At 72.3% G+C, this 25,011-nt stretch carries 24 protein-coding genes; 18 read left to right on the forward strand and 6 right to left on the reverse strand.

The genetic code is table 11. The features are described 5' to 3' along the window. Positions 1 to 127: 127 nt before the first annotated feature. Positions 128 to 634, reverse strand: a complete 507-nt coding sequence (locus FB465_RS23725) for a DUF3515 domain-containing protein (protein ID WP_145793607.1) — start codon at positions 632 to 634, stop codon at positions 128 to 130. Positions 635 to 653: 19 nt separating this feature from the next. Then, positions 654 to 887 carry an Lrp/AsnC family transcriptional regulator gene (locus FB465_RS23730; protein WP_145793610.1) on the reverse strand — a complete coding sequence of 78 codons (234 nt, stop codon included), beginning with the start codon at positions 885 to 887 and terminating at the stop codon, positions 654 to 656. A 213-nt stretch (positions 888 to 1,100) separates the two neighbouring features. Here FB465_RS23730 and FB465_RS23735 point away from each other — a divergent pair, with 213 nt between their 5' ends. From FB465_RS23735 to thiD, 3 genes are all read left to right on the forward strand, one after another. Continuing rightward, a complete protein-coding gene (locus FB465_RS23735) occupies positions 1,101 to 2,069 on the forward strand; it encodes a thiamine-phosphate kinase (protein ID WP_145793613.1) in 969 nt (322 codons plus the stop codon). Between the two features lie 152 nt (positions 2,070 to 2,221). Then, positions 2,222 to 3,247 (forward strand): 6-phosphofructokinase, encoded by a 1,026-nt coding sequence (locus tag FB465_RS23740; protein WP_145793615.1) that lies wholly within the window; start codon positions 2,222 to 2,224, stop codon positions 3,245 to 3,247. Between the two features lie 24 nt (positions 3,248 to 3,271). Continuing rightward, positions 3,272 to 4,069: a bifunctional hydroxymethylpyrimidine kinase/phosphomethylpyrimidine kinase gene (gene thiD, locus FB465_RS23745; RefSeq protein ID WP_145793617.1), complete on the forward strand. Its 798-nt coding sequence runs from the start codon at positions 3,272 to 3,274 to the stop codon at positions 4,067 to 4,069. Positions 4,070 to 4,204: 135 nt separating this feature from the next. On the opposite strand, the gene rpmB is transcribed toward thiD, so the two are convergent. Continuing rightward, a complete protein-coding gene (gene rpmB / locus FB465_RS23750) occupies positions 4,205 to 4,390 on the reverse strand; it encodes a 50S ribosomal protein L28 (protein ID WP_014138233.1) in 186 nt (61 codons plus the stop codon). Between the two features lie 291 nt (positions 4,391 to 4,681). On the opposite strand from rpmB, the gene FB465_RS23755 reads away from it, so the two are divergent. The 10 genes from FB465_RS23755 (at position 4,682) to mutM (ending at position 14,556) form a co-directional block, all read left to right on the forward strand. Beyond that, on the forward strand, positions 4,682 to 6,310 hold the full coding sequence (locus tag FB465_RS23755; protein ID WP_246192805.1) for a DAK2 domain-containing protein: 1,629 nt from the start codon (positions 4,682 to 4,684) through the stop codon (positions 6,308 to 6,310). A 32-nt stretch (positions 6,311 to 6,342) separates the two neighbouring features. Then, on the forward strand, positions 6,343 to 8,544 hold the full coding sequence (gene recG, locus FB465_RS23760; protein WP_145793622.1) for an ATP-dependent DNA helicase RecG: 2,202 nt from the start codon (positions 6,343 to 6,345) through the stop codon (positions 8,542 to 8,544). A 94-nt stretch (positions 8,545 to 8,638) separates the two neighbouring features. After that, on the forward strand, positions 8,639 to 9,148 hold the full coding sequence (locus FB465_RS23765) for a hypothetical protein (RefSeq protein WP_145793625.1): 510 nt from the start codon (positions 8,639 to 8,641) through the stop codon (positions 9,146 to 9,148). A 292-nt stretch (positions 9,149 to 9,440) separates the two neighbouring features. Next, positions 9,441 to 10,025 carry a 16S rRNA (guanine(966)-N(2))-methyltransferase RsmD gene (gene rsmD, locus FB465_RS23770; protein ID WP_145793627.1) on the forward strand — a complete coding sequence of 195 codons (585 nt, stop codon included), beginning with the start codon at positions 9,441 to 9,443 and terminating at the stop codon, positions 10,023 to 10,025. A gap of 41 nt (positions 10,026 to 10,066) precedes the next feature. Next, on the forward strand, positions 10,067 to 10,552 hold the full coding sequence (gene coaD / locus FB465_RS23775; RefSeq protein ID WP_145793630.1) for a pantetheine-phosphate adenylyltransferase: 486 nt from the start codon (positions 10,067 to 10,069) through the stop codon (positions 10,550 to 10,552). 180 nt (positions 10,553 to 10,732) lie between these two features. After that, positions 10,733 to 11,896: a F0F1 ATP synthase subunit B family protein gene (locus FB465_RS23780; protein ID WP_145793633.1), complete on the forward strand. Its 1,164-nt coding sequence runs from the start codon at positions 10,733 to 10,735 to the stop codon at positions 11,894 to 11,896. A 173-nt stretch (positions 11,897 to 12,069) separates the two neighbouring features. Continuing rightward, entirely contained in the window at positions 12,070 to 12,714 is a 645-nt protein-coding gene (locus FB465_RS23785) for a YceD family protein (RefSeq protein ID WP_145793635.1), read from the forward strand. Positions 12,715 to 12,716: 2 nt separating this feature from the next. Continuing rightward, positions 12,717 to 12,890, forward strand: coding sequence for a 50S ribosomal protein L32 (gene rpmF, locus FB465_RS23790; RefSeq protein ID WP_030056747.1), 174 nt, complete (start codon positions 12,717 to 12,719; stop codon positions 12,888 to 12,890). Positions 12,891 to 12,910: 20 nt separating this feature from the next. Further along, positions 12,911 to 13,687, forward strand: a complete 777-nt coding sequence (gene rnc / locus FB465_RS23795) for a ribonuclease III (RefSeq protein WP_145793638.1) — start codon at positions 12,911 to 12,913, stop codon at positions 13,685 to 13,687. 8 nt (positions 13,688 to 13,695) lie between these two features. After that, on the forward strand, positions 13,696 to 14,556 hold the full coding sequence (gene mutM / locus FB465_RS23800) for a bifunctional DNA-formamidopyrimidine glycosylase/DNA-(apurinic or apyrimidinic site) lyase (RefSeq protein ID WP_145793639.1): 861 nt from the start codon (positions 13,696 to 13,698) through the stop codon (positions 14,554 to 14,556). 216 nt (positions 14,557 to 14,772) lie between these two features. Here the strand turns inward: mutM and FB465_RS23805 are convergent, their stop codons facing one another. Then, a complete protein-coding gene (locus FB465_RS23805) occupies positions 14,773 to 15,693 on the reverse strand; it encodes a DMT family protein (RefSeq protein ID WP_145793642.1) in 921 nt (306 codons plus the stop codon). Between the two features lie 164 nt (positions 15,694 to 15,857). On the opposite strand from FB465_RS23805, the gene FB465_RS23810 reads away from it, so the two are divergent. Continuing rightward, positions 15,858 to 17,207 carry a hypothetical protein gene (locus FB465_RS23810; RefSeq protein ID WP_145793644.1) on the forward strand — a complete coding sequence of 450 codons (1,350 nt, stop codon included), beginning with the start codon at positions 15,858 to 15,860 and terminating at the stop codon, positions 17,205 to 17,207. A gap of 144 nt (positions 17,208 to 17,351) precedes the next feature. Here the strand turns inward: FB465_RS23810 and FB465_RS23815 are convergent, their stop codons facing one another. Continuing rightward, positions 17,352 to 18,773, reverse strand: coding sequence for an MFS transporter (locus FB465_RS23815; RefSeq protein WP_145793647.1), 1,422 nt, complete (start codon positions 18,771 to 18,773; stop codon positions 17,352 to 17,354). Between the two features lie 60 nt (positions 18,774 to 18,833). On the opposite strand from FB465_RS23815, the gene FB465_RS23820 reads away from it, so the two are divergent. Beyond that, complete coding sequence (locus tag FB465_RS23820; RefSeq protein WP_246192806.1) at positions 18,834 to 19,322, forward strand: winged helix-turn-helix transcriptional regulator; 489 nt, start codon at positions 18,834 to 18,836, stop codon at positions 19,320 to 19,322. Positions 19,323 to 19,422: 100 nt separating this feature from the next. On the opposite strand, the gene FB465_RS23825 is transcribed toward FB465_RS23820, so the two are convergent. Further along, the gene (locus tag FB465_RS23825; RefSeq protein ID WP_145793650.1) at positions 19,423 to 20,181 is read right to left on the reverse strand and encodes a CAP domain-containing protein; all 759 of its coding nucleotides are present in this window, start codon (positions 20,179 to 20,181) and stop codon (positions 19,423 to 19,425) included. Positions 20,182 to 20,296: 115 nt separating this feature from the next. On the opposite strand from FB465_RS23825, the gene FB465_RS23830 reads away from it, so the two are divergent. The 3 genes from FB465_RS23830 to smc all read left to right on the forward strand — a co-directional run bounded on the left by FB465_RS23830 (position 20,297) and on the right by smc (position 24,987). Beyond that, positions 20,297 to 20,590, forward strand: a complete 294-nt coding sequence (locus tag FB465_RS23830) for an acylphosphatase (protein WP_145793653.1) — start codon at positions 20,297 to 20,299, stop codon at positions 20,588 to 20,590. A 385-nt stretch (positions 20,591 to 20,975) separates the two neighbouring features. Further along, positions 20,976 to 21,179 (forward strand): hypothetical protein, encoded by a 204-nt coding sequence (locus FB465_RS23835; protein ID WP_145793655.1) that lies wholly within the window; start codon positions 20,976 to 20,978, stop codon positions 21,177 to 21,179. Positions 21,180 to 21,405: 226 nt separating this feature from the next. Further along, the gene (gene smc, locus FB465_RS23840) at positions 21,406 to 24,987 is read left to right on the forward strand and encodes a chromosome segregation protein SMC (protein ID WP_145793658.1); all 3,582 of its coding nucleotides are present in this window, start codon (positions 21,406 to 21,408) and stop codon (positions 24,985 to 24,987) included. Positions 24,988 to 25,011 lie beyond the last annotated feature (24 nt).

Consider the following 25,011-nt stretch of genomic DNA (forward strand, 5'->3'; position numbering starts at 1 on the left):
CGAACCACCAGGGGCGCGTGGGGGCACCTCCCGGCCGAAGGCTGGGGGAGAACTGCGCTGCCGACCGTGCACCTCCGTAGAGGGCTGATCGCGCAGTTCCCCGCGCCCCCGGTGGTTGCCCGGTTGCCTACAGTCCCGTAGGGATGGTGGCCTTGATGGCGTCGGTGAGCTCGCTGAGCGGGTCCGCGTAGTTGGGGTACGCGCCCTTGGGCACCGTCACCTCGACGTACGCCTTACGCAGCGTGGTGACGAAGCGGTACCCACCCGCGCCGTCCGAACTCATGCCCCACTGAACGTCGTTGACCTCGGGCGCCCGCGAGAACGGGTCGTCGTCCAGGTAGCCGGGCCGGGCGATGCCGCAGCGCAGCACGGTACGGGGCGAGCTGCCCCAGGCCGCGGTGTACGGCGAGGCCGGTGACGGGTCCGTGCGGCGGTGTCCCAGGACGGCGTCGGGCAGCGCCTTGTCGAGCGCCTCGCAGTAGCCTGCCTCGGCCGCCTTCGGCTGCGGCGGGGCGACATCCCCGGGAACACTCCAGGCGCCGAGCAGCAGCGCCACGCCGCCCAGCAGGGCGACCGGCGGCGCGGCCCACCGCACCGGGGCGGGCAGGGAACTCAGCTTGCGGAATGCGGACACCCGCCGATGGTAACGGGCCTTACAGGTGCACCACCGGACAGGTCAGAGTCCGGGTGATGCCCTCGACCTGCTGGACCTGAGCCACGACCAGGCGGCCGAGATCGTCCACGGTCTCGGCCTCCGCGCGCACGATCACGTCGTACGGCCCGGTGACGTCCTCGGCCTGCAGGACGCCTTCGATCTTCGCGATGGACTGGGCCACTGCCGTGGCCTTGCCCACCTCGGTCTGGATCAGGATGTATGCCTGTACCACGGGGACCTCCAGGCGGCTGGGTTCGGAGATCGCCGCCGGGACGGCCCATGGGGGAGTGGTGGGGGTGGGCTGACCGGCAGTCTGATCACCACGCTACCGCGCGGCAGGGCCGGGAGGGGAGACCTCTGCAGGGCCCGAAGGCGTACGCTGCGCGCGGGGGCGCGCAGGCACGCCCGTGATTTCACCTGATGGACTTGATGGAGAGGACGGCACATGCAGGGGACCGTGGGCGAGCTCGGCGAGTTCGGACTCATCAGGGAGCTGACCGCCAGGCTGCCACTCACCCCGGCCGTCGAACTCGGCCCCGGTGACGACGCCGCCGTGGTCAAGGCCCCCGACGGCCGGGTGGTGGCCACCACCGACGTGCTGATCGAGGGCCGGCACTTCCGCCGGGACTGGTCCACCGCCTACGACGTCGGCCGCAAGTCCGCCGCCCAGAACCTCGCCGACGTCGCAGCCATGGGCGCCGTGCCGACCGCCATACTGCTCGGCCTGGTCGCCCCGGCCGACCTGCCCACCACCTGGGCCACCGAACTGATGGACGGGCTGCGCGACGAGTGCCAGGTCGCCGGGGCCACCGTGGTCGGCGGCGACGTGGTGCGCGGCGACACCATCACACTGGCGATCACGGCGCTCGGCGATCTGCAGGGGCGTGCCCCGGTGGTGCGCTCCGGCGCGCAGGTCGGCGACGTGGTCGCGGTGACCGGCTGGCTCGGCTGGTCGGCCGCCGGACTCACCGTGCTGTCCCGGGGGTTCCGCTCGCCGCGCGCCTTCGTCGAGGCGCACCGCCGTCCCGAGCCGCCGTACCACGCGGGCCCCGCGGGAGCCGACCTGGGCGCCACCTCGATGGTCGACGTGAGCGACGGCCTGGTGGCCGACCTCGGCCACGTCGCCAAGGCCAGCGGGGTCGACATCGACCTGCGCGCGGCCGACTTCGACGTCCCCGCGCAGATGGCCGACATCGGCCAGGCCGTCGGCGTCGACCCGCTCGTCTGGGTCCTGTCCGGCGGGGAGGACCACGCGATCGCGGCGACCTTCCCCAGCACCGTCCAGCTCCCCGCCCGCTGGCGCGTGGTCGGCGAGGTCGTGCGTACCGCGAGCGCGGCGCGAGGCGGTCAGGTCACCGTGGACGGAGCCCCCTGGGACCGGGTCGGAGGCTGGGACCACTTCGCGTCCGAGTGACCTTGCAGGGGCGCGGGAATGGGGCTTGCGAGGGTGACGGCGCGTAGTCTTGCGCTGTCGGTCCGGGCCGGTTTGTCCGGTCTGTCCGGCTGGTACGGATCCATCTACTCGGGGGCGGTCGCCCGCCCACGGAGCGGGAGAGCACAGCCACCATGCGTATCGGCGTCCTGACGAGCGGCGGAGACTGCCCGGGCCTCAACGCGGTGATCCGCTCGGTCGTGCACCGCGGCACCGACGTCCACGGCGACGAGATCATCGGCATCGAGGACGGCTTCCTCGGCCTGATCGAAGGCCGCTCCCGCCCGGTCTCGCACGACGACGTCACCGGTCTGCTCACCCTCGGCGGCACCATCCTCGGCTCGACCCGGGTCCAGCGCGAGCGGATCAACTGGGCGGTGGACCATGCCCCGACGCTGGCCGAGAACATCGGCATCGACGCCCTGATCGCGATCGGCGGCGAGGGCACGCTCGCCGCCGCCAAGATGTTCAGCGACGCCGGCCTGCCCGTGGTCGGCGTCCCGAAGACCATCGACAACGACATCGAGGCGACCGACGTCACCTTCGGCTTCGACACCGCCGTCCACGTCGCCACCGAGGCGATCGACCGGCTGAAGACCACCGCCGAGTCCCACCAGCGGGTGATGGTGGTCGAGCTGATGGGCCGCCACACCGGCTGGATCACCCTGACCGCCGGGATGGCCGGCGGCGCGCACGGGATCCTGATCCCGGAGAAGCCCTTCGACATCGAGGCGGTCGCCCGGATGATCGAGGAGCGCTTCCGGCGCGGCAAGAAGTTCGCCATCATCGCCGTCGCCGAGGGCGCCACCCCGGCCCCGGGCACCCTTCGCTTCGACCACGGCACGGTCGACCAGTACGGCCACCAGATCTTCGGCGGCATCGGCAACCGGCTCGCCCACGAGCTCGAGAACCTGCTCGGCACCGAGGCCCGTCCGGTCATCCTCGGCCACACCCAGCGCGGCGGCACCCCCACGGCCCGGGACCGGGTGCTCGCCACCCGCTTCGGCTGGCACGCCGTGGAGGCCGTCCACAAGGGCGCCTTCGGCCACTTCACCGCGCTGCGCGGCACCGAGATCCTGCTGGTGCCCGTCGCGGACGCCGTCACCCGGCTGAAGACCGTCCCGCAGGACCGCTGGGTGGAATCGGAAGCCGTGCTGTGAGCCGCGCCCGGTAGTTTTGGCCCCATGGTTTCGACAGCCCCACCCCGCGTGCTCACCATCGCCGGCAGCGACTCCGGCGGCGGCGCCGGCATCCAGGCCGACCTCAAGGCCATGCTCGCCCTCGGCGTGCACGGCATGAGCGTGATCACCGCCGTCACCGCACAGAACTCGCTCGGCGTCCAGGGCTACTGGGAGCTGCCGGCCGAGGCCGTCCGCGCCCAGTTCCGCAGCGTGGTCGACGACATCGGCGTCCAGGCCGTCAAGACCGGCATGCTCGCCTCGATCGAGCTGGTCGAGACGGTCTCCGACCTGCTCGCGGGCGTCGACGCGCCGGTGGTGGTGGACCCGGTCGGCGTCTCCAAGCACGGCGATGCGCTGCTCGCCGCCGAGGCCGTCGCCACCGTACGGGAGCGCCTGCTCCCCGTCGCGACCCTGGCCACGCCCAATCTGCACGAGGTGACCCAGCTCACCGGCATCACCGTCACCGAGGAGCGCGAGATGCGCGGCGCCGCCGAGGCGCTGCTGGCCCTCGGCCCGCGCTGGGTGCTGATCAAGGGCGGCCACCTGGAGGGCGAGGCCGCCGACCTGCTGTACGGCGCGGACGGCGAGGAGCACTGGTACCGCGCGCCCCGGTACGACAACCGGCACACCCACGGCACCGGCTGCACCCTGGCCAGCTCGATCGCCGCCGAGCTCGCCAAGGGGCGCGAGATGCCGGACGCGGTGGCCGCGGCGAAGGAGTACATCACCGGCGCCATCCAGGCCGGCTTCGCGCTCGGCGCGGGCATCGGCCCGGTGGACCACGCCTGGCGCTGGCGCTGAAAAGCCGAAAACCGTCGTGGGGCGGGGCTGTGACTCGCCCGCTCACAGCCCCGCCCCACGACGGTGGAAAGACAGAAAGCCGATCCACCCGAGGGTGAATCGGCTAACTGGAGGACCGGCGTACCGGTCTGCGCGTCAGCGCGAGACCTTACCGGCCTTGATGCACGAGGTGCAGACGTTGAGCCGCTTCGGCGTCCGCCCGATCACAGCGCGTACCGTCTGAATGTTGGGGTTCCAACGACGGGGGGTACGGCGGTGCGAGTGGGAGATGCTGTTGCCGAAGCCCGGCCCCTTGCCGCAGACGTCGCAGTTGGCAGCCACAGGAGTCACTCCAAGACTTCAGATCATTTACGTTCGAAAACCCCGGCTGAACCAACGAACCACTCGCGTGGGCCGGACCGGATCAAGGGGTGAGCCTGGACTGTTCCAAGCAACCGGGAGAGCATACAACGCCGACTCCCGTTCAACGAAACTACCATGCCCGGGCCATTGATCACTTCGAGCAGGCCTCCTGCCAGCGGCGATCCCCATCCCGCCCCGATAACCTGCCAGCATCGCCCCTTGCCACCGCGTTCAGTTGCGTTCCTGTGGCGTTCATCCGGAGGAGACCTGGTGCTGGACACGTTCGACGCTCCGACCGTCCGCACCTGGTGCAGGCTGGCCCTGACCGCCCTCGGCCAGGCCCGCGAGGAGATCGACGCGCTCAACGTGTACCCCGTACCGGACGGCGACACCGGCACCAACCTCTACCTGACCGTGGAGTCCGCGGCCGTCGCCCTCGAGCGCTGCTTCACCGAGGACCCGGGAACCGACCTTGCCGCCGCGATGACCGCGATGGCCAGGGGAGCGCTGATCGGCGCCCGGGGCAACTCGGGCGTGATCCTGGCCCAGCTGCTCCGCGGCATGGCCGAGGTACTCGCCCAGGGAGGTGAGCCCGCCACCTTCCGCAAGGCGCTGCTGAGGGCCGCGGAATCCGCCTACCAGGCCGTCGCCGAGCCCGTCGAGGGGACTCTGCTGACCGTCGCCGCCGAGGCCGCCAAGGCCGCCGCCCAGGGCACGGGAGGCCTCGCCGAGGCTGCCGACACCGCGTACCGGGCCGCCCTGCGGGCACTGCAGCACACCCCCGAGCAGCTCGACGTGCTGGCCGAGGCCGGGGTGGTGGACGCCGGCGGGCGAGGTCTGGTCGCCATCCTCGGCGCGCTCGCGGACGCGGTCTCCGGGCAGTCCCCGATGGGTCCGGTCGCCCTGCGCCAGGAACTCGGCCTGCCGGACCTCGGCGCCTTCCAGAGCTGCGAGGGCCACGAGCGGCCGCCGGGCCCCGGCCACCCGGCCTTCGAGGTGATCTACCTGCTGGACGCCCCCGACGACGCCCTGCCGAAGCTGAGGGGCAAGCTCGCCCTCCTCGGCGACTCCCTGGTGGTCGGCGGCGGCGACGGCCTGTGGAACGTCCACGTCCATGTGGACGACGCCGGAGCCGCCGTCGAGGCCGGGGTCGAGGCCGGGCGGCCCTACCAGATCCGGATCACCCACTTCGCCGAGGCGGCCGCCCGCGCCGGGGAGCCCGCGCAGGAGGCACGGGAGGGCAGGGCCGTGCTCAGCGTCGTCTCCGGCACCGGGCTCGCCGAACTCTGCGAGCAGGCCGGCGCCGCCGTTCTGCTCGCCGACCCGGACCGGCCCCCGGCCAGCGCCGAACTCGCCGAGGCCGTCCGGCGCTGCGCCGCCCACGAGGTGATCCTGCTGCTCAACGACCCCGAACTGCGGGCCGCCGCGGGCGCCGCCGCCGACCAGCTCCGCGAGGAGGGCGTACGCATCGCCGTACTGCCCACCCGTTCGCCCATCCAGGGCCTCGCGGCGCTGGCCGTGCACGAGGGCTCGCGCCGCTTCGACGAGGACGTGGTCGCCATGACCTCCGCCGCCGGGGCCACCCGCTACGCCGAACTCGCCGTCGCCGAGGGGGAGTCCTGGACCATGGCCGGGGTCTGCCAGGCCGGGGACGTCCTCGGCCTGATCGACGGCGACGTGGCCGTGATCGGCGCCGACCTCGCCGAGACCGGTGCCGTCGTCCTGTCCCGGATGCTCGCGGCCGGCGGCGAGCTGGTCACCCTGGTCCTGGGCGAGGGCGTACCCGCCCGGCTGGCCGAGCAGTTGGTCGCGCACGCCCGCAAGCAGCGCCCGGAGGTCGACACGGTGGTCTTCCAGGGCGGCCAGGAAGCGGCACCGCTGCTCATCGGGGTCGAGTGATTTGTCACCCGGGTGGTGTCCAATAGGTTCCGATGGGCGCTCTCGATGAACCACTGACCAAGCTCGTCGGCGACCGCACCGCGAAGGTGCTGGCCGACAGCCTCAAGCTGCGTACGGTCGGCGACCTGCTGCACCACTACCCCCGCCGGTACGTCGAACGCGGCCAGCTCACCAGCCTCGACGACCTCGAGGTCGACGAGCACGTCACGGTGCTCGCGCGGATCGAGAAGGTCACGCTGATCCCCTTCAAGGCGCGCAAGGGCGACCGTCTGGAGGTCGTGGTCACCGACGGCCGGGGCCGGCTCAGCCTGGTCTTCTTCAACCAGGGCTGGCGGCAGAAGGACCTCCGGCCGGGCGCCCAGGGGCTCTTCGCGGGCAAGGTCGGTCTCTTCAACCGCACCCGCCAGCTGGCCTCGCCGGACTACCAACTGCTGGACGAGGAGGCCGATTCGGGGGCCGCCCAGCAGTTCGCGGGCCGGCTCATCCCGGTCTACCCGGCCAGCGCCCAGATGCCCAGCTGGAAGCTGTCGATCTGCATCGAGACGGCGCTCACCAAGCACCTCGGCGACGTCGGCGAGCCGCTCCCCGAGGAGCTGCGCGAGAAGCACCGGCTGATCCCGCTGCCCGAGGCCCTCGAACTGATCCACCGCCCGCGCAGCCAGGCCGACCGCGAACTGGCCCAGAGCCGGCTGCGCTGGGACGAGGCCTTCGTCCTCCAGGTCGCCCTCGCACAGCGCCGCGCCGCCGACTCCGCCCTGCCCGCGGTTCCCCGCCCGTCCCGCCCCGGCGGTCTGCTCGAAGCCTTCGACGCCCGGCTGCCGTTCACCCTGACGGAGGGGCAACGGTCCGTCTCCGCCGAGATCTTCGCCGACCTGGCGACCGCCCACCCGATGCACCGACTCCTCCAGGGCGAGGTCGGCAGCGGAAAGACGCTGGTCGCCCTGCGGGCGATGCTAACGGTCGTCGACGCGGGCGGGCAGGCCGTCCTGCTCGCGCCCACCGAGGTGCTGGCCCAGCAGCACCACCGCTCGATCGTCGAGATGATGGGGGACTTGGCCGAGGGCGGCATGCTCGGCGGCTCGGACATCGGGACGAAGGTCGTGCTGCTCACCGGTTCGATGGGCGTCCCGGTCCGGCGCCAGGCGCTGCTCGACATGGCCTGCGGCGACGCGGGCATCGCCATCGGCACCCATGCCCTGATCGAGGACAAGGTGCAGTTCCAGGACCTCGGACTGGTGGTGGTGGACGAGCAGCACCGCTTCGGCGTCGAGCAGCGCGACGCGCTCCGGGCCAAGGGCGAGCAGCCGCCGCACCTCCTGGTGATGACCGCGACGCCGATCCCGCGGACCGTCGCGATGACCGTCTTCGGTGACCTGGAGACCTCGGTCCTCGACCAGCTCCCGGCGGGCCGCTCGCCGATCTCCAGCCATGTGGTGCCCGCCGTGGAGAAGCCCAACTTCCTTGCCCGCGCCTGGGAACGGGTCCGCGAGGAGGTCGGCAAGGGCCACCAGGCGTACGTGGTCTGCCCCCGGATCGGCGACGAACCGGAGGAAGGGAAGAAGAAGCGCAAGGCGATGCCCGACGACCCCGAGGACCTGGGCGCGTCGAGTGACGACAGACGGCCCCCGCTGGCCGTCGTGGAGACCGCCGAGATGCTCACCAAGGGCCCGCTGGCCGGGCTTCGGGTGGAGATCCTGCACGGGCGGCTCACGCCCGACGCCAAGGACGACGTGATGAAGCGCTTCGCGGCGGGGGAGGTGGACGTGCTGGTCGCCACCACCGTGATCGAGGTCGGCGTCAACGTCCCCAACTCCACCGTGATGGTCATCATGGACGCGGACCGCTTCGGCGTCTCCCAGTTGCACCAGCTGCGCGGCCGGGTCGGCCGGGGCAGCGCGCCCGGACTCTGCCTGCTGGTCAGCGACATGCCGGCCGGCAGCTCGGCCCGCGCCCGGCTGGACGCCGTCGCCGGGACATTGGACGGCTTCGAGCTCTCCCGGATCGACCTCGAACAGCGCCGCGAGGGCGACGTGCTCGGCCAGGCGCAGTCGGGCGTGAAGTCCTCGCTCAAGGTGCTCTCCGTCCTGGACGACGAGGAGGTGATCGCGACCGCCCGCGAGGAGGCCGCCCAGCTGGTCGCCGAGGACCCGGACCTCGCCCGGCACCCGGAGCTCAAGACCGCCCTCGACAGCCTGCTCGACGAGGACCGCGCGGAGTACTTGGAGAAGGGCTGACGATCCGTTAATTGTCAGTGCCCCACGAGAGAATGAAGGTGTTCAGGGCGCACCCCCAAGGTGCGTTCCTGGCGCGACACTTGGGGGTCCTGCCATGGCATTTCGTCATCTCAACGAGCTCCCGCTCGGCGACAAGATCTTCCGGATCGAGCTCGCCAGCGAGGACGACCGCGAAATCACCCTCACCCTGACCGGCTGGCGCGAGGGTGCGGCCGCCAGCCCGCTCGCGTCCGGCAAGCTGCGGCTGCCGGTGGAGGACGTCGCCTCGCTGCGGATCGCGCTCAACCGCGCGCTGCGGGCGCTGGCGATCGTCGCCGACGTCTCCGAGCCCATTCCCGACCGCGACGTGCTGCGCGAGCTCTACCCCGGACACGGCGCCCCCTGGGTGCCGCAGCACGAGGAGGAGCTGGTCCGGCGCTTCCACGAGAACGAGACCGTCGCCCGGATCGCCGCCCGCTTCGGCCGTACGCCCGACTCCGTCCGCACCAAGCTCCGCGAGCTGGGCCACGACCCGCGCCGCCCGGAGTACTGCCCGCCCGACGGCTGCCTCTCCTGGTCCCGCTACGCCTCCCCGGCCCTCCTGGGGGCAAGCCCCACCGAGTAAGGGATAACCACTGAAAGGGGCGCGGGGAACTGCGCTGCCGACCATGCACCTCCGTAGAGGGTTGGTCGCGCAGTTCCCCGCGCCCCTGCCTGGCTCGCCGAAATCGCAGGGGCAGCTCCCGCAGGGCTCGGGGGGCATGCGCACTCGGGTAACCACAGGGGCGCGGGGAACTGCGCGCAGCGGAAGGCTCCGGCCGGTCACCTTCCGCCTCGCGCAGTTCCCCGAGCCCCTGTTTGGTTCGCCCTTACTGCAGGGATAGCTTGGTGGGCGCCCCACGAAAGGAAACCCCCGCATGACCCGCGTGATCGCCGGGGCGGCCGGCGGCCGCCGCCTGGCCGTGCCGCCAGGCCGGACCACCCGCCCGACCTCCGACAAGGCGCGGGAGGCGATGTTCTCCACGCTGGAAGCCCTCCGCGGGACGATCCACGGGGCCCGGATGCTCGACCTCTTCGGCGGCTCCGGCGCCGTGGGCCTCGAGGCGCTCTCCCGGGGCGCCGCACACGTCCTGCTGGTCGAGTCGGACGCGAGTGCGGCCCGCACCATCCGCGAGAACGTCCGCACGGTGAACCTGCCGGGCGTCGAGGTCCGGGCCGAGCGGGCCGAGCGGGTGATCGCCGGGCGAGCCCCCGAAACCCCGTACGACCTGGTGTTTCTCGACCCGCCGTACGCCGTGACGGACGACGAGGTGCGGGAGATGCTGATCACACTCCTGGCCGGGGGCTGGATCACGGACGACGCACTCGTCACCGTGGAACGCAGCACTCGAGGCGGCGAGTTCGGCTGGCCCGAGGGCTTCGAAGTGCTGCGCTCACGCCGGTACGGCGAGGGCACCCTCTGGTACGGTCGCGCCGCCACCGAGGTTGATCAACACTCGTAGCACCGCCGTAGCACCGCACACCCCACAAGGGAGTCCACGCCATGCGCCGCGCCGTCTGTCCGGGGTCCTTCGACCCCATCACCAACGGCCACCTCGACATCATCGGGCGTGCGTCGAAGCTGTACGACGTCGTCCATGTCGCGGTGCTGATCAACAAGAACAAGCAGGGCATGTTCACCATCGAGGAGCGCATCCGGCTCATCGAGGAGACCACCGCCCAGTACGGCAACATCGAGGTCGAGTCGCACGCCGGCCTGCTGGTGGACTTCTGCCGGGACCGCGGCATCCCGGCGATCATCAAGGGCCTGCGCGCGGTCAGCGACTTCGACTACGAGCTCCAGATGGCCCAGATGAACCACGGACTCACCGGTGTCGAGACGCTTTTCGTGCCGACCTCGCCGACGTACAGTTTCCTCTCCTCCAGTCTGGTCAAGGAGGTCGCCTCGTACGGCGGAGATGTCTCCCACCTGCTGCCCGAGCTGGTGAACCAGCGGCTGGTGGAGCGGATCGCCGAGCGCGGGGCGTAAACGGACACTTCCTGTCGAACTGTCACATCCTGTACCCCTCTCGGATGGCCGGACGGCCTCGGGCGTTGTGAGCTGTGGCCGCAGTGGCCGTACAGTCTGTAGTCCTGCCCGACGGCGATGCCGCGCCGCCGGGACTGCCTCCGCCGCACCTCGGCGGCACACGGAAAGACTGAAGCGCCCGTGGACGTGCAGAACAGACTCGACGCGATCGTCGCGGCGGTGGAGAACGCCCGCTCGATGCCCATGTCGGCGTCCTGCGTGGTGAACCGGGCCGAGCTGGTCGGCCTCCTCCAGGATCTCCGCGACGCCCTGCCCGCTGAACTCGCCCAGGCCCAGTCGGTGATGGCCGATCACGAGCAGGTGGTCGCCGACGCCCAGGCCCAGGCCGAGCAGATCATCCAGGGCGCGCACAGCGAGCGCGGTTCCCTGATCTCTGACACCGAGGTCGTCCGCCGCGCCCAGGCGGAGGCCGACCGGATCCTCGCCGAGGCCCGCACCGAGGTGCAGACCAAGCGCGCCGAGGCCGACGACTACGTCGACAGCAAGCTGGCCAACTTCGAGGTCGTGCTCACCAAGACCCTCGGAGCGGTCGGCCGCGGCCGGCACAAGCTGCGCGGCGACGCGAGCGTCTTCGAGCAGGACCAGGACGGCCTCGCCGACGGCGAGGAGTTCCAGCCGCGCAGCACCCCGAGCCCCGAGGTCGACGAGTACGTCGATGTGAAGCTCGCCACCCTGGAGACGGTGCTCAGCAAGACCCTTGAGGCCGTCGGCAAGGGCCGCGACAAGCTCCTGGGCAAGGCCCCGATCGACGACCTGGGTGCCTACCTGGCCGCGGCCGACGAGGCTCAGCAGCTCAAGGACCGCGCCGAGGCCGTCGCCGCCGGTTTCGCCGACGAGGGCGAGGAGCAGCCCTGGTACCGGGCCGAGGTGCCGCAGCAGCAGAGCTGGCCCGAGCAGACCCCGGTCGCGGCCGGCTGGCAGGCCCCGGGCGAGGACCCCTACGCGGCCGCCGCCCAGTACCAGGGACAGCAGCCCGAGCAGTACGCCGAGGTGTACGCGGGCGGCTACGACCCGGCCGGGCAGCCGCAGACCGACCCGTACGGCAACCAGTACGGCTACCAGCAGGCGTACCAGGGCCAGGAGGCCCCGCTGCACGACCCGTACGGGGTCCCGCAGCAGTACGCCCAGCAGCAGCCCTACCAGGAGCAGCAGTACGACGCCTACGGCTACCCGCAGCAGCCGCAGCAGCCGCACGTGCCGCAGCAGGCCGGTCTGGACGAGACAAGCTTCTTCGACACCAGCATGATCGACATGACCCGCCTGCGGGAGCTCGGCGGGCGCTGAGGGCGGCTGAAGTTGGGCCTGGCTGGACTCTCCGGTAGTCTGACCACTCCGGCCTGTTCAGCGCTGGGGCTGTCCGGCTGCCCGCTCGACAGCCAACGGCGCGGTGCCGCACATCGTACGAACCATTTCGCGCCACGCAGGGATGCGTGCCGCCATCAGGAAGTCAGGACACCTTGAACCGCCTCGACCACCGCGACCCGCTCGTGTTCGACACGCATGAGCTCGGCCGTCGCCCCGGTTCGATGCGAAAGGTGTCCAGGACCCTGGAGGCCCCCGCGGACCTCGGGATCATCGACGTGATCGGCGTGCCGGAGAAGAGCGAGATCGAGCTGGAGCTCCGCCTGGAGTCCGTGGTCGAGGGCGTGCTCGTGACGGGCACCGCCGAGGTCCACGTCGAGGGCGAGTGCGTACGCTGCCTGGAGCCCGTCGAGGACGACCTCGAGGTGGACTTCCAGGAGCTGTACTACTACCCGGAGTCCGACGAGCGTCACCGCGGCCGGACGGCCGGGGCCGAGGACCTCGACGAGGACTCCGAGGAAGAGACTTACCGCCTGGAGGGCGATTTCTTCGACCTCCAGCCGGTGCTGCGTGACGCGGTGGTGCTCGCACTTCCGCTGCAGCCGGTGTGCCAGGAAGACTGCCTGGGCCTGTGCTCCGAGTGCGGAGCGCGCCTGAGCGACGACCCGACGCACCACCACGACGCCGCTGACCCCAGGTGGGCGGCTCTGCAGGGACTCTCCGCCGCCCCCGGCGACGAGGGTGACGGAATCAAGAACAGCGGTACCCGTGAGGGTCTCGCCGAGAACCAGGAGAAGTAGCCGTGGCTGTTCCGAAGCGGAAGATGTCGCGCAGCAACACGCGCCACCGCCGTTCCAACTGGAAGGCCGTCGTTCCGGCCCTCGTGGCGTGCGACCGCTGCCACGAGCCGAAGCTGGGTCACATCGCGTGCCCGAGCTGCGGCACGTACAACCGTCGCCAGGTCCTCTCGGTCTGATCGGCAGGGTGTACGGATCGATGTCGGAGAGCAACTCTTCCCGCAAGTCGGCTCCAGCCAACGGGGCCAAGGCCGGCGGGCCGGCTTCGACCGAATACGACGTCCTGGAAGGGCGCCTCGGGTACGTACTCGAGCGCGCCCTTCTGGTGCGTGCTCTGACCCACCGCAGCTACGCCTACGAGAACGGCGGGCTGCCCACCAATGAGCGCCTGGAGTTCCTCGGCGACTCGGTGCTGGGTCTGGTGGTGACCGACACCCTCTACCGCATCCACCCGGATGTCGCCGAGGGCACGCTCGCCAAGCTGCGCGCCGCGGTGGTGAACTCCCGCGCGCTCGCCGAGGTCGGCCGAGGCCTTGAGCTCGGCACCTTCATCCGGCTCGGCAAGGGTGAGGAGGGGACCGGTGGCCGCGACAAGTCGTCGATCCTCGCCGACACCGTCGAGGCCGTGATCGGCGCCATCTACCTGGACCAGGGGCTGGACGCCGCCACCGAGTTCGTCCACCGCCTGTTCGACCCGCTGATCGAGGAGTCCTCGCAGCTGGGCGCCGGTCTGGACTGGAAGACCAGCCTCCAGGAGCTCACCGCCTCGGTGGGCATCGGAGTGCCGGAGTACGTGGTCGCCGAGTCCGGCCCCGACCACGAGAAGACCTTCAACGCCGCGGCCCGGGTGGCCGGCGAGGACTTCGGGCACGGCAGTGGCCGCTCGAAGAAGGAAGCCGAGCAGAAGGCCGCGGAGAGCGCCTGGCGGGCGATCAAGGCCAAGTACGCCGACAACCTGCCCGGCTCGGCCGGCTGAGGCCCGACGTGCCGGAGCTTCCCGAGGTAGAGGTGGTCCGGCGCGGCCTGGCCCGCTGGGTCGCCGGCCGGACCGTCGCCGAGGTGCAGGTGCTGCACCCCCGCGCGGTTCGCCGCCAGCCCGGAGGCGCGGCGGACTTCGCCGCCCGGCTGACCGGCAGGACCCTCGGCGAGGCCCAGCGGCGCGGCAAGTACCTCTGGGTCCCGCTCGACTCCGGCTTCTCGATGGTCGGCCACCTCGGGATGAGCGGGCAGCTGCTCGTCCAGGACCCTTCGGTGCCCGACGAGACCCATCTGCGGGTCCGGCTCCGTTTCACCGACGGCGCGGGTGAGCTCCGCTTCGTCGACCAGCGGACCTTCGGCGGCCTGGCCGTCGAGGAGGCCGAGCCCGAGGACCCCGAGGCCACCCCGGTCTCCATCGCGCACATCGCCCGCGACCCGCTGGACCCGCGCTTCGACGACGCGGCCTTCATATCCTCGCTGCGGGCCAAGCGGACCACCGTCAAGCGGGCGCTCCTCGACCAGACCCTGATCAGCGGCGTCGGCAACATCTACGCCGACGAATCGCTCTGGCGTGCCAAGCTCCACCACGAGCGGCCCACCGCGACGCTGACCCGTCCGCAGGCCGCGCTGCTGCTGCAGCACGCCCGCGAGGTGATGAGCGCCGCGCTCGCCGTCGGCGGCACCAGCTTCGACAGCCTCTACGTCAACGTGAACGGCGAGAGCGGCTACTTCTCCCGCGACCTGGACGCCTACGGCCGCGAGGGCGAACCCTGCCGCCGCTGCGGCACCCCGATCCGCCGGGTCGCCTGGATGAACCGCTCCAGCTACTTCTGCCCCCGCTGCCAGCGCGCGCCCCGCATCCGCTAGCCCTCCGCAGGCAGTCGGCCAGCCTTTTTAGAGGCGCGGGGAACTGCGCGAGTCCGGGAGAGTCGGCGCCGCACTCTTCCGTTTCGCGCAGTTCTCCCCCAGCCTTCGGCCGGGAGGTGCCCCCACGCGCCCCTGGGGTAGTGCATGGCCGGCCTGATACCCGAGAGTCGGCCGGCCGCTTGGCTCGTGCATGGCTGGGCGAGCGCCCGGATGGGGCTACCGGTGGGCCGGTTCGGGGACCTTGGGCTGGGCGCCGTGCTCCTCGATCTCCTCGGAGCCGAAGTAGGCCACACCGACCGCGCTGACCACCGCGAGCACGAAGCCGATCGCCGCCAGCCAGCCCAGCCCGGGCCGCGAGGAGTCGCCGAGCCACAGCACGCCCACCGCACCCGGCACGACCGTCTCGCCGACCACCAGCGCGGCCGTCGCGCCGTTCACCGAGCCGATCTGCAGGGCGACGGTGTGCAGGTACATCCCACCGAGGCCGCCGACCAGGATCGCGTAGAGCGCCGGGTCGCCGAGCAACTGCCCGAGCGAGAAGGGGTCGAGCCCGTTAAGGATCCGGACGCCGACGCCCAGCGCGCCGAAGCCGAGACCGGAGAGCAGACCGGCCACGATCGCCCCGCTCGCACCCAGCCGTCGGACGATCAGGCTGCCGCCAGCGATCAGCACGACCGAGATGCCCAGCAGCCACCAGTGCACCGCCATCGCGACATGGTGCCCGCCCTCGGGCCCCGCGGCCACGGCGAGCATGATCAGCGCCGCGCACAGCACGGCGATCGAGGCCCACTCCGGCCGCTTGAGACGGATGCCGAGCAGCTTGATGCTGAGCACGGCGGTGATCACCAGGTTGGCGCTGATGATGGTCTGGGAGAGGAAGAGCGGCAGCAGTCGCGCGGCCAGCGCGCCCAGCCCGAAGCCGATCAGATCGAGCACCGTACCGAGGATGAACTCCCAGGTCACAGCCGCCTTGGCGGTGGACGAGAGGCTCGGGCCGCCGTGCTCGGTGACACCTGCCGCACTGCCCCGGGCCGCCGCCTCCTCGCGGGCCGAGCGGCGGGAGCCGACGGCCTGCAGAACCGAGCCGGTGCCGTAGCAGGCGGACGCCGCGACGGCGGTGACGAGGCCGATGATCACCAAGTGCTCCGATCGGATCTTGCGGTACAGGTCCGGCAAGCCTATGCCTCGGCGGTACGGGGGAGAGTCACCCGTCGGGAGGAGGTGAGGGGATTCCGATCGGCGGGGACCGTCCCGCCCGGGGGATGGTCCGTTCGGGGAGCGGGCCAGGTAGCGTCTGTCCCATGAGAACTGTTCTTCGCCGCTCCCCGGCGACCGCGCTCGCTGCCCTGCTGGCGGCGCTGCTGGGACTGCTGCTCCTGCTGGCGCCCGCCGCCTCGGCCGCGGGTGGTGTCGACGAGGCCTCGGCGGCCCTGAAGCAGGGGCAGGTGTACGTCGACCCGGCGATGACCGGCCGGTTCTCGCAGGCCCAGGCGGCCGACCTGGCCGACAAGATCAAGAAGGCCGACAAGCCGATCTTCGTTGCGGTGGTCCCGAGCAGCGAGCAGTACCCGGCCGCCACCGTCGCGCGGGACATCCGGACCAGGGTCGGCGTGGTCGGCGTCTACGCGATCTGGCGCGGTGAGGAGTTCAGGGCCTTCTCGGACCGGGCCGCCCTCCCGGTCTCCGCCGCGTCCAACCTCGCGGGCGCGGCCGCGCGCTCGCACCCGGGCGACATCAACGGGACGGTCAACGACTTCGTCGGCCAGGCGGCCGGGCAGGTCAAGGGCCACGGCGTGTCCTCCGACGGCGGGAGCGGGGGCGGGGTCGGCGCAGCCGCGATCATCGTCCCGCTCGCCCTGCTGGCGCTGGCGGGCGGCGGTGTGTTCCTGCTGTTCCGCCGGGCGAAGAAGCGCAAGGAGGAGCAGCGCCGCGTCGAGCTCGCGCAGCTGCGTACGGTGGTCGACGAGGACATCACCGCCTTCGGCGAGGAGTTGGACCGGCTCGACTTCAGCCCCGGCGCTGCCGATGCGGACGACGCCCAGCGGGCCGACTACACCCACGCGTTGGACTCCTACGAGCGGGCCAAGCAGACCATCGAGGCGGCGAAGCAGCCCGCGGACGTCACGGCGGTCACCGAGGCGCTGGCCGACGGCCGGTTCGCACTGGCCACCCTGGCGGCCCGCCGCGAGAAGCAGCCACTGCCGGACCGGCGCCCGCCGTGCTTCTTCGACCCGCGCCACGGTCCGTCCACCCAGGACGCCGACTGGGCCCCGGCGGGCGGCGCCCAGCGCACCGTCCCGGTCTGCGCGGCGGACGCCGTCCGGCTGGCGAGCGGCCAGGAGCCGGACATCCGCACCGTCCAGACCGAGCACGGTCAGCAGCCTTACTGGAACGCGGGGCCGGCGTACAGCCCGTGGGCCGGCGGCTACTTCGGTTCGAGCCTGCTGCCCGGCCTGCTGGTGGGCACCATGCTCGGCTCGGTCATCGCCTCGCCCGGCTCGGCCTACGCGGCCGACTCGGGGAGTTACGACAACGGCTACGAGGGCGGCGACGTCTCCGGAGGGGACTTCAACTCCTCCGACTTCGGCGGATTCGACGGTGGCGGTGGCGGCGACTTCGGTGGCGGCGGCGGAGACTTCGGCGGCTTCTGACCGACCTGTACGAGTCGGGCCGACCACCAGGGGCGCGGGGAACTGCGCGAATTCGGAAGGCTCTTCCGTCTCGCGCAGTTCCCCGCGCCCCTGTTCTGGCTGGCGCTGTGCCTACTGGCGGAGCCTCTAAGCAGTGGGTTGCCCTCAGCGCAGGCCGCCGCCGCGCTGCGCGCGAGCCAGCACCAACCCCGCCCCGGTGGCCAGCAGGGTCGCGGCGATCACCACCGCCCAGCCGTGCCGGAAGGCGTCGAGCGCTGCGCCGGCCGTCCGCGGGGTCCCGAGGACGCTGACCACCACGGCCACCCCGATCACCGCCCCGATCTGGCGGCTCATGGTGGTCACGGCCGAGCCGGTGGCGAAACGGGTGGGCGGCAGAGCGGCGGCCGCCGCGCCGATCAGGGTGGGCAGCGTGAGGCCGACGCCCGCGCCGGTGAGCAGCATCCCGGGCAGGAGTTCGGCGGCGTACGCGGGCGTGGTGCCGATGGTGGCGGCCCAGCACCCGATCCCGGCGGCGAAGCAGAGGGTGCCGAGGGCGGCGGTGCGGCCGGCGCCGAGCCGCTGGACGAGCCGACCGCTCGCCATCGTGATCGGCGGCACCAGCAGGGGGCCGGGTGCGATCGCGAGACCGGTGCGCAGCGCCGAGTAGCCCCAGATCTGCTGGCACCAGAGCACCGAGGTCAGCAGCATCCCGGCGAACGCCACGGTGAAGAGCAGTGCGGCGGCGTTGGCGGCGGCGAAGGTAGGCACCCGTAGCAGCGGCAGCTCGACGATCGGCGCGGGGTGGCGGGCGGAGCGGTACAGGAAGCAGCCGGTCAGCACGGCCGAGGCCAGTAGGCTTCCGGCCACCCGGCCCGATCCCCAGCCCCAGGCGTCGGCCTTGACCAGCCCGACGGCCAGGGCCGCGACCGCCGCGGTGAGCAGTGCGGCGCCGAGCAGGTCCGGCAGCGGGCCGGCCTCCACGGTGCGCGGGCGCGGCAGGACACGGAGCCCGGCGGCGAAGGCGGCGACGCCGACCGGGACGTTGGCCAGGAAGACCCACCGCCAGTCCGCCTCGACCAGCAGCCCGCCGAGCACCGGCCCGAGCCCGGCGGCGATCCCGCCGATCGAGGCCCAGGCCCGGACGGCGCCGGGGCGTCGGGCGGGCGCGGTGGCGTCCAGCAGCAGTGCCAGCGAGGTGGGCATCAGCAGGGCCGCGCCCGTTGCCTGGAGCACGCGAGCGGCGACCAGCCAGCCGACGCCCGGGGCGAGTGCGCAGAGCACGGACGCGAGGGTGAATACCGCGAGCCCGGTCAGGAATCCGCCCCGGTGGCCCACCCGGTCGGCCAGCCGTCCGGCGGCCACCAGCAGCGCGGCGAAGACGATCGCGTAGCCGTTGAGCACCCAGGAGAGCGAGGCGAGGCTGCTGCCCGCGTAGTGCTCACCCATGGCGGGCAGCGCGACGTTCACGATGAACAGGTCGAGGTTGGAGACGAAGACCGCGGCGGCCACCACCAGGAGGACCGCGCGGGGGAGGCGAGGGGGGTCGGCCTGCTCGGTCAGTGAGTTTGGATTTCCAACTGTCTTCATGCCGCAGCACGGTAGTGCGGGTCAGTTTGATTTCGCAACCCTCTATGGCAGGCTGGTGCCGTGACCTCGCACGCCACCGTCGGCATCCCCGGCCGCCCATGCTCGATCGCCGCCGCGCTGCAGATCCTCGGCGAGAAATGGGCCCTGCTCGCGGTGCGGGAGCTCTTCTACGGCAACCACCGCTTCGAGCGGATCGTCCAGAACACCGGCGCGCCTCGTGATCGCCTCACCGCGCGGCTGCGCGCACTGGAAGAGGCGGGCGTGGTCGAGCGCCGGCCGTACAGCGAGCGTCCGCTGCGCTACGAGTACCACCTCACCGAGGCCGGCCGGGATCTGGCGCCCGTCACCCAGGCGTTGCTCGCCTGGGGGGACCGCTGGCTGCTCCCCGACCACCCGGTCACCGTGAACCACGCCCCCACCGGCCATGAGCCGCATCCGCTCGACGCCGCCTGGACCTGCCGCACCTGCGGTCAGGAGGCCGCCACCCGCGAGCTCTCCCTGCAGATCAACGCCCCGGGATGGGACCGCCAGGGCCCGACCGCCGATTGAACGGGTCGTAGACGCCTTGGAAGCTCTGCCCAGGAGGCGGCCGATCGATCATGATCGCCTCTGTGGTCGGCCGGCTGCCTCACCTGCCCGGCGGACGTCCTCAGAAGCCGAAGTCCTGCGTCCACCACGGCCCGCCCGTGCCCTCGTGCACGCCGACGCCGAGCTTGGTGTAGTGGCAGTTGAGGATGTTGGCCCGGTGGCCGGGGCTGTTCATCCAGGCGGCCATGACCTCCTCGGGGGTGCGCTGGCCGCGGGCGATGTTCTCGCCGCCCAGGTAGCCGATGGATGCGGTCTTGGCGCGGTCCCAGGGGGTGCGGCCGTCGGGGTCGGTGTGGCTGAAGAAGTCACGCGCCGCCATGTCGTCGCTGAACGCGGTGGCCAGTGTGTCCAGGCGCGGGTCCGCGGCGAGGGGCGCGCAGCCGGCTTTCGCGCGCTCCTGATTGACGAGGGCCAGCACGGCCGCCGCCTGCGTCGCCTTGCGGACGGCGGGCCGTACCGTCGCGACGGTGGAGGCGACGGCCGACGGCGTGGCCGTCGCCAGCGGGCTGCGGGTCTCGCCCCGGTCGGCCGCCACCGGCGAGGGCGCGGTGCGTACCGGCGTGGGCGAAGCCGCCGGGGAGGAGGTCTCGCGGCGTACGGGCTGCGGGGCCGAGGTGGTGTCGGCCGCGGTGGCCGGTGAGAGCTGGGGGAGCGGTCCGTCCGCGATCACCGTGGGCTGCGAGGACGTCGGCGATAAGGGGAGCGCCTTCAGCACCACCCCGCCCGCTCCGGCGGCCAGCGCCGTGCAGCACAGGGCCAGCGCACCGCCCGTCCGGCGCCGTACAGAGCCCGCCCGCTGCCTCGCCGCGTGTCGACCCATCGCTACCGCGCCCCCTCCGAGCCCGAGCCCGCCTGGTGCTGTTGCGCAAGGACTGTACGGCAATCGCACCGGGCCAGTAGGGAAAGCGTCGAGGAGCGCCCACTATCGTCGACCCATGCACGGTCACGACAGCACCCAACCCGTACGCGTCACCGCCTGGGTCCGCGGCCGCGTCCAGGAGGTGGGTTTCCGCTGGTGGACGCGGGCCCGCGCGCTGGAGATAGGTCTGACCGGCTATACGAGCAACCTCGGCGACGGCCGGGTCCAGGTGGTCGCCGAGGGCCTGCACGCCGACTGCGAACAGCTGCTCGCCCTGCTGCGCGGCCCGGGCACTCCCGGCGTCGTCACCGGTGTCACCGAGATCTGGAGCGCCACCGGCGACGGCTACGAGAGCTTCGCGATCCGCTGATCGGCTGGGCCTGACAGGCCTCGGGCAACTGCCGGTGTCGTACGGTTGCCTTCTGGGCAGACTCGTGGTTGACTCCGCAGCGAGCAGTGATCCATCTGACTCGACGGCCCGCCCGGCCCATGGTGTGTCCATCCCGCCATGCAGGTGACAGGCGCGCGGTAGCGTGCGGTGATCGTGTTGACCCGTACCGTCTTTGGTGAGACGCTGAAAGCCCGCGCACCAATCTGCGTTCTCCCGGCAGGGTCATGTCGTCGTGGGCCCAGCTCACAACGGCTGTCCCGTAGTGCCCAGTCGGCACTTCCGGCCCGTCGACGGGTGCGTACACCCCTTCCCCCTAGACCCATACCGCACCGGTTCGGTCACTCAGCGTGGAGGACCATTCATCATGGCAAAGGCGCTTCTCGGGTACGTCGGCGGCCCCGACCCGCGAATGCTTTCCGAGATGCGACGGCTTCAGCAGCGCGTCCAGGACCTGGAGTCCGAGCTCAGCCGGATGCAGGCCGAGAACGACGCTCTCACCGCTGTCGCTGACGAGCACTCGCTGCTCAGCAGCATCGAGATGGATCAGCGGGAGCCCGCACTCACCTGATCCGGACCCGATCCTCGTAGATCGACGCTGCTGCGCACTGAAGCTTTCCGTAGGGTCGCAGCTTCCGAGGGACGCCCAGCGTGGCGTCCCTTCGTCGTGTCCGAGACCCTTTGCAGTTGAGGCTGCCCTTCCTCCGGCGTGGTCAAACCGCCGCCTGACGGCTCCTTGTACGCGTGGCCGGTTAGAGTCGGCCGACGGGAGACGCCGAGGCCAGGAGGACGGGCGCGTGCATCTGAAGAGTCTGACGCTGCGCGGGTTCAAGTCCTTCGCCTCCGCCACCACCCTGCGCTTCGAGCCGGGCATCACCTGCGTGGTCGGGCCGAACGGCTCCGGCAAGTCCAACGTCGTCGACGCGCTCTCCTGGGTGATGGGGGAGCAGGGTGCCAAGTCGCTGCGCGGCGGCAAGATGGAGGACGTCATCTTCGCCGGGACGAGCGGCCGCGCGCCGCTCGGCCGGGCCGAGGTCAGCCTCACCATCGACAACTCCGACGGCGCGCTGCCCATCGACTACGCCGAGGTGACCATCACCCGGACGATGTTCCGCAACGGCGGCAGCGAGTACGCCCTCAACGGGGACACCTGCCGGCTGCTCGACATCCAGGAGCTGCTCTCCGACTCCGGCATCGGCCGCGAGATGCACGTGATCGTCGGCCAGGGGCAGCTCGACTCGGTGCTGCAGGCCGACCCGATGGGGCGGCGTGCCTTCATCGAGGAGGCTGCGGGCGTCCTCAAGCACCGCAAGCGCAAGGAGAAGGCGCTGCGGAAGCTGGACGCGATGCAGGCCAACCTCAACCGCGTCCAGGACCTGGTGGCCGAACTCCGCCGCCAGCTCGGCCCGCTCGGCCGCCAGGCCAAGATCGCCCGCCGGGCCGCCGGCATCCAGGCCGACCTGCGCGACGCCCGGCTGCGGCTGCTCGCCGACGACCTGCTCACCCTGCGCCGGGCCGTCGAGGCCGAGGTCGCCGACGAGCTCGCGCTACGGCTGCGCCGCTCCACCGTCGAGCAGGAGCTGGCCAAGGCCCAGCAGCGCGAGGCCGTACTGGAGGCCCAGGTGCAGCAGCTCGGGCCACGGCTGGAGGCGGTACGGCAGACCTGGTACCAGCTGTCGGCCCTTGTCGAGCGGACCAGGGGCACGATCGGCCTCGCCGAGGCGAGGGTGCGGCACGCGCTCGGTGGTCTGCAGGGGGACGAGCGCCGCGGGCGCGACCCCGAGGAGCTGGAGCGGGAGGCGGAGCGGGTCCGCGAGGAGGAGGCCGCGCTGGCCGAGGCACTGGAGGAGGCGCAGTACGCGCTGGCCGAGGCCGTCGAGCAGCGGGCCGAGCTGGAGCGGGAGCTGACCCAGGAAGAGGGGCGGCTCAAGGCGGCGGCCCGGGCCATCGCGGACCGGCGCGAGGGCCTGGCCCGGCTGCAGGGGCAGGCCGCCGCGGCCAGGTCCAGGACGTCGAGCGCCCAGGCCGAGATCGGGCGGCTGGCCGAGGCCCGGGACGAGGCGCTGCTGCGGGCCGAGGCCGCACAGCAGGAGTACCAGCAGCTCCAGGACCAGGTGGACGGCCTGGAAGCCGGTGACGAGGAGGTGGACGCGGCCCACGAGCAGGCCCGTGCGGCGCTCGCCGAGGCGGAGCGTTCGCTGGCCGCCGTTCGCGACACGCTGGGCGCGGCCGAGCGGGAGCGGGCCGGGCTGACCGCCCGTCATGAGGCACTGGCGCTCGGGCTGCGTCGTAAGGACGGCAGCGGCGCGCTGCTCGCGGCGGGCGACCGCCTCGCCGGGCTGCTCGGCCCGGCGGCGCAGCTGCTGCGAGTCACGCCGGGGCACGAGGTGGCGTTGGCCGCGGCATTGGGCGCGGCTGCGGACGCCGTCGCCGTGGACGGTGTGGACACCGCCGCGCAGGCCCTGCGGATGCTCCGTAAGGAGGACGCCGGGCGCGCGGCCTTGCTGATCGCGGGCGCGGCCGCTCCGCCCGCCGACCGGGGGGACGGGCTGCTCTGGGCGGCCGCTCTGGTGGACGGGCCGGCCGAGCTGATGCCGGCCGTGGGCGCGCTGCTGGCCCGGACCGTGGTGGTCGCCGGACTCGACGAGGCGCAGCAACTGCTTGCCCAGCGGCCTGAGTTGGTGGCCGTGACGGCCGAGGGCGACCTGCTCGGCAGCGGGTTCGCACAGGGCGGCTCGGCGGGGGCGCCGAGCCTGCTGGAGACCCAGGCGGCGGTGGCCGAGGCGGCCGCCGGGATCGAGCAACTGGACGGGCGCTGCGAACAGTTGGCGCAGGAGCTGGAGTCGGTGACGGCACGCCGGCGCGAGCTGGCCGCCGGGGTCGAGCAGCTGGCGGTGCGCCGGCGGCAGGCCGAGAAGGAGCGCGCGCAGACCGCCGGTGCGCTCGGCCGCCTCGGGGGCCAGGCCAGGGCGGCGGCGGGCGAGGCCGAGCGGCTCACGGCGGCGGCCGCCAAGGCGGAGGACGGGCTGGCCCAAGCCCTCCAGGCGGCAGAGGAGTTGGCGGAGCGGCTGGCCGTGGCAGAGGAGCTGGCCGAGTCGGGCGAGGACGAGCCGGACGGTGAGCGGCGTGACCAGCTGGCCGCCGCCTCGGCCCAGGCCAGGCAGGCCGAGATGGAGGCCAGGCTCTCGGTGCGTACGCACGAGGAGCGGGTCCGCGGCCTGGCCGGGCGGGCGGACCAGCTCGACCGCGCCGCGCGGGCCGAGCGCGAGGCCCGGGCCCGGGCGGCGGAGCGCCGGGAGCGAGCCCGGCACGACGCCGAGGTGGCGACCGCGGTCGCCGGCGGGGCCCGGCAGCTGCTGTCCTGCCTGGAGATCTCGCTCGCCCGCGCGGACGCCGAGCGCACCGAGGCCGAGCAGACCCGCGCCGAACGCGAGACCGAGCTGCGGGCCGGCCGCGAGCACGGCCGCGAACTCAAGGCCGAGCTGGACAGGCTGGTCGACGCGGGCCATCGCGACGAGGTGCTGCGGGCGGAGAAGCGGCTGCGGATCGAGCAGCTGGAGGCCAAGGCGCTGGAGGAGTTCGGCATCGAGGGCGAGGAACTGCTCGCCTCGTACGGACCCGACCAGCTCGTCCCGCCCGGGGTGCCCGAGGAAGGACAGGAGCCGGGTGAGGCCACGCCCTACGTCCGGGCCGAGCAGGAGAAGCGGCTGCGGGCTGCCGAGAAGGCGTACCAGCAGCTCGGCAAGGTGAACCCGCTGGCGCTGGAGGAGTTCGCGGCGCTGGAGGAGCGGCACCAGTTCCTGGGGGAGCAGCTCGACGACCTCAAGAAGAGCCGGCGCGACCTGATGGAGATCGTTCGCGATGTGGACACCCGGGTCGAGCAGCTGTTCACCTCGGCGTACCACGACACGGCGGCGCAGTTCGAGGGAGTGTTCTCGCGGCTCTTCCCGGGCGGGGAGGGGCGGCTGGTCCTGACCGACCCGGAGAACATGCTGACCACCGGGGTCGAGGTGGAGGCCAGGCCGCCGGGCAAGAAGGTCAAGCGGCTCTCGCTGCTGTCCGGCGGCGAGCGCTCGCTCACGGCGGTGGCGCTGCTGGTCTCGATCTTCAAGGCCCGGCCGAGCCCGTTCTATGTGATGGACGAGGTCGAGGCGGCGCTGGACGAGACCAACCTGCGCCGGCTGATCGGCATCATGGAGGAGCTGCGGGAGAGCTCCCAGCTGATCGTGATCACCCACCAGAAGCTGACCATGGAGTCGGCCGACGCGCTGTACGGCGTCACCATGAAGGGCGACGGCATCTCCCAGGTGATCAGCCAGCGGCTGCGCGAGGACAACCTGTTGCCGAGGCAGCAGCGAAAAGCGGTCCAGCCCGGCTGACCCCGGATGGCGGCCGGGTCACGG

It is taken from the genome of Kitasatospora atroaurantiaca, from assembly GCF_007828955.1.
Classification (GTDB): domain Bacteria; phylum Actinomycetota; class Actinomycetes; order Streptomycetales; family Streptomycetaceae; genus Kitasatospora; species Kitasatospora atroaurantiaca.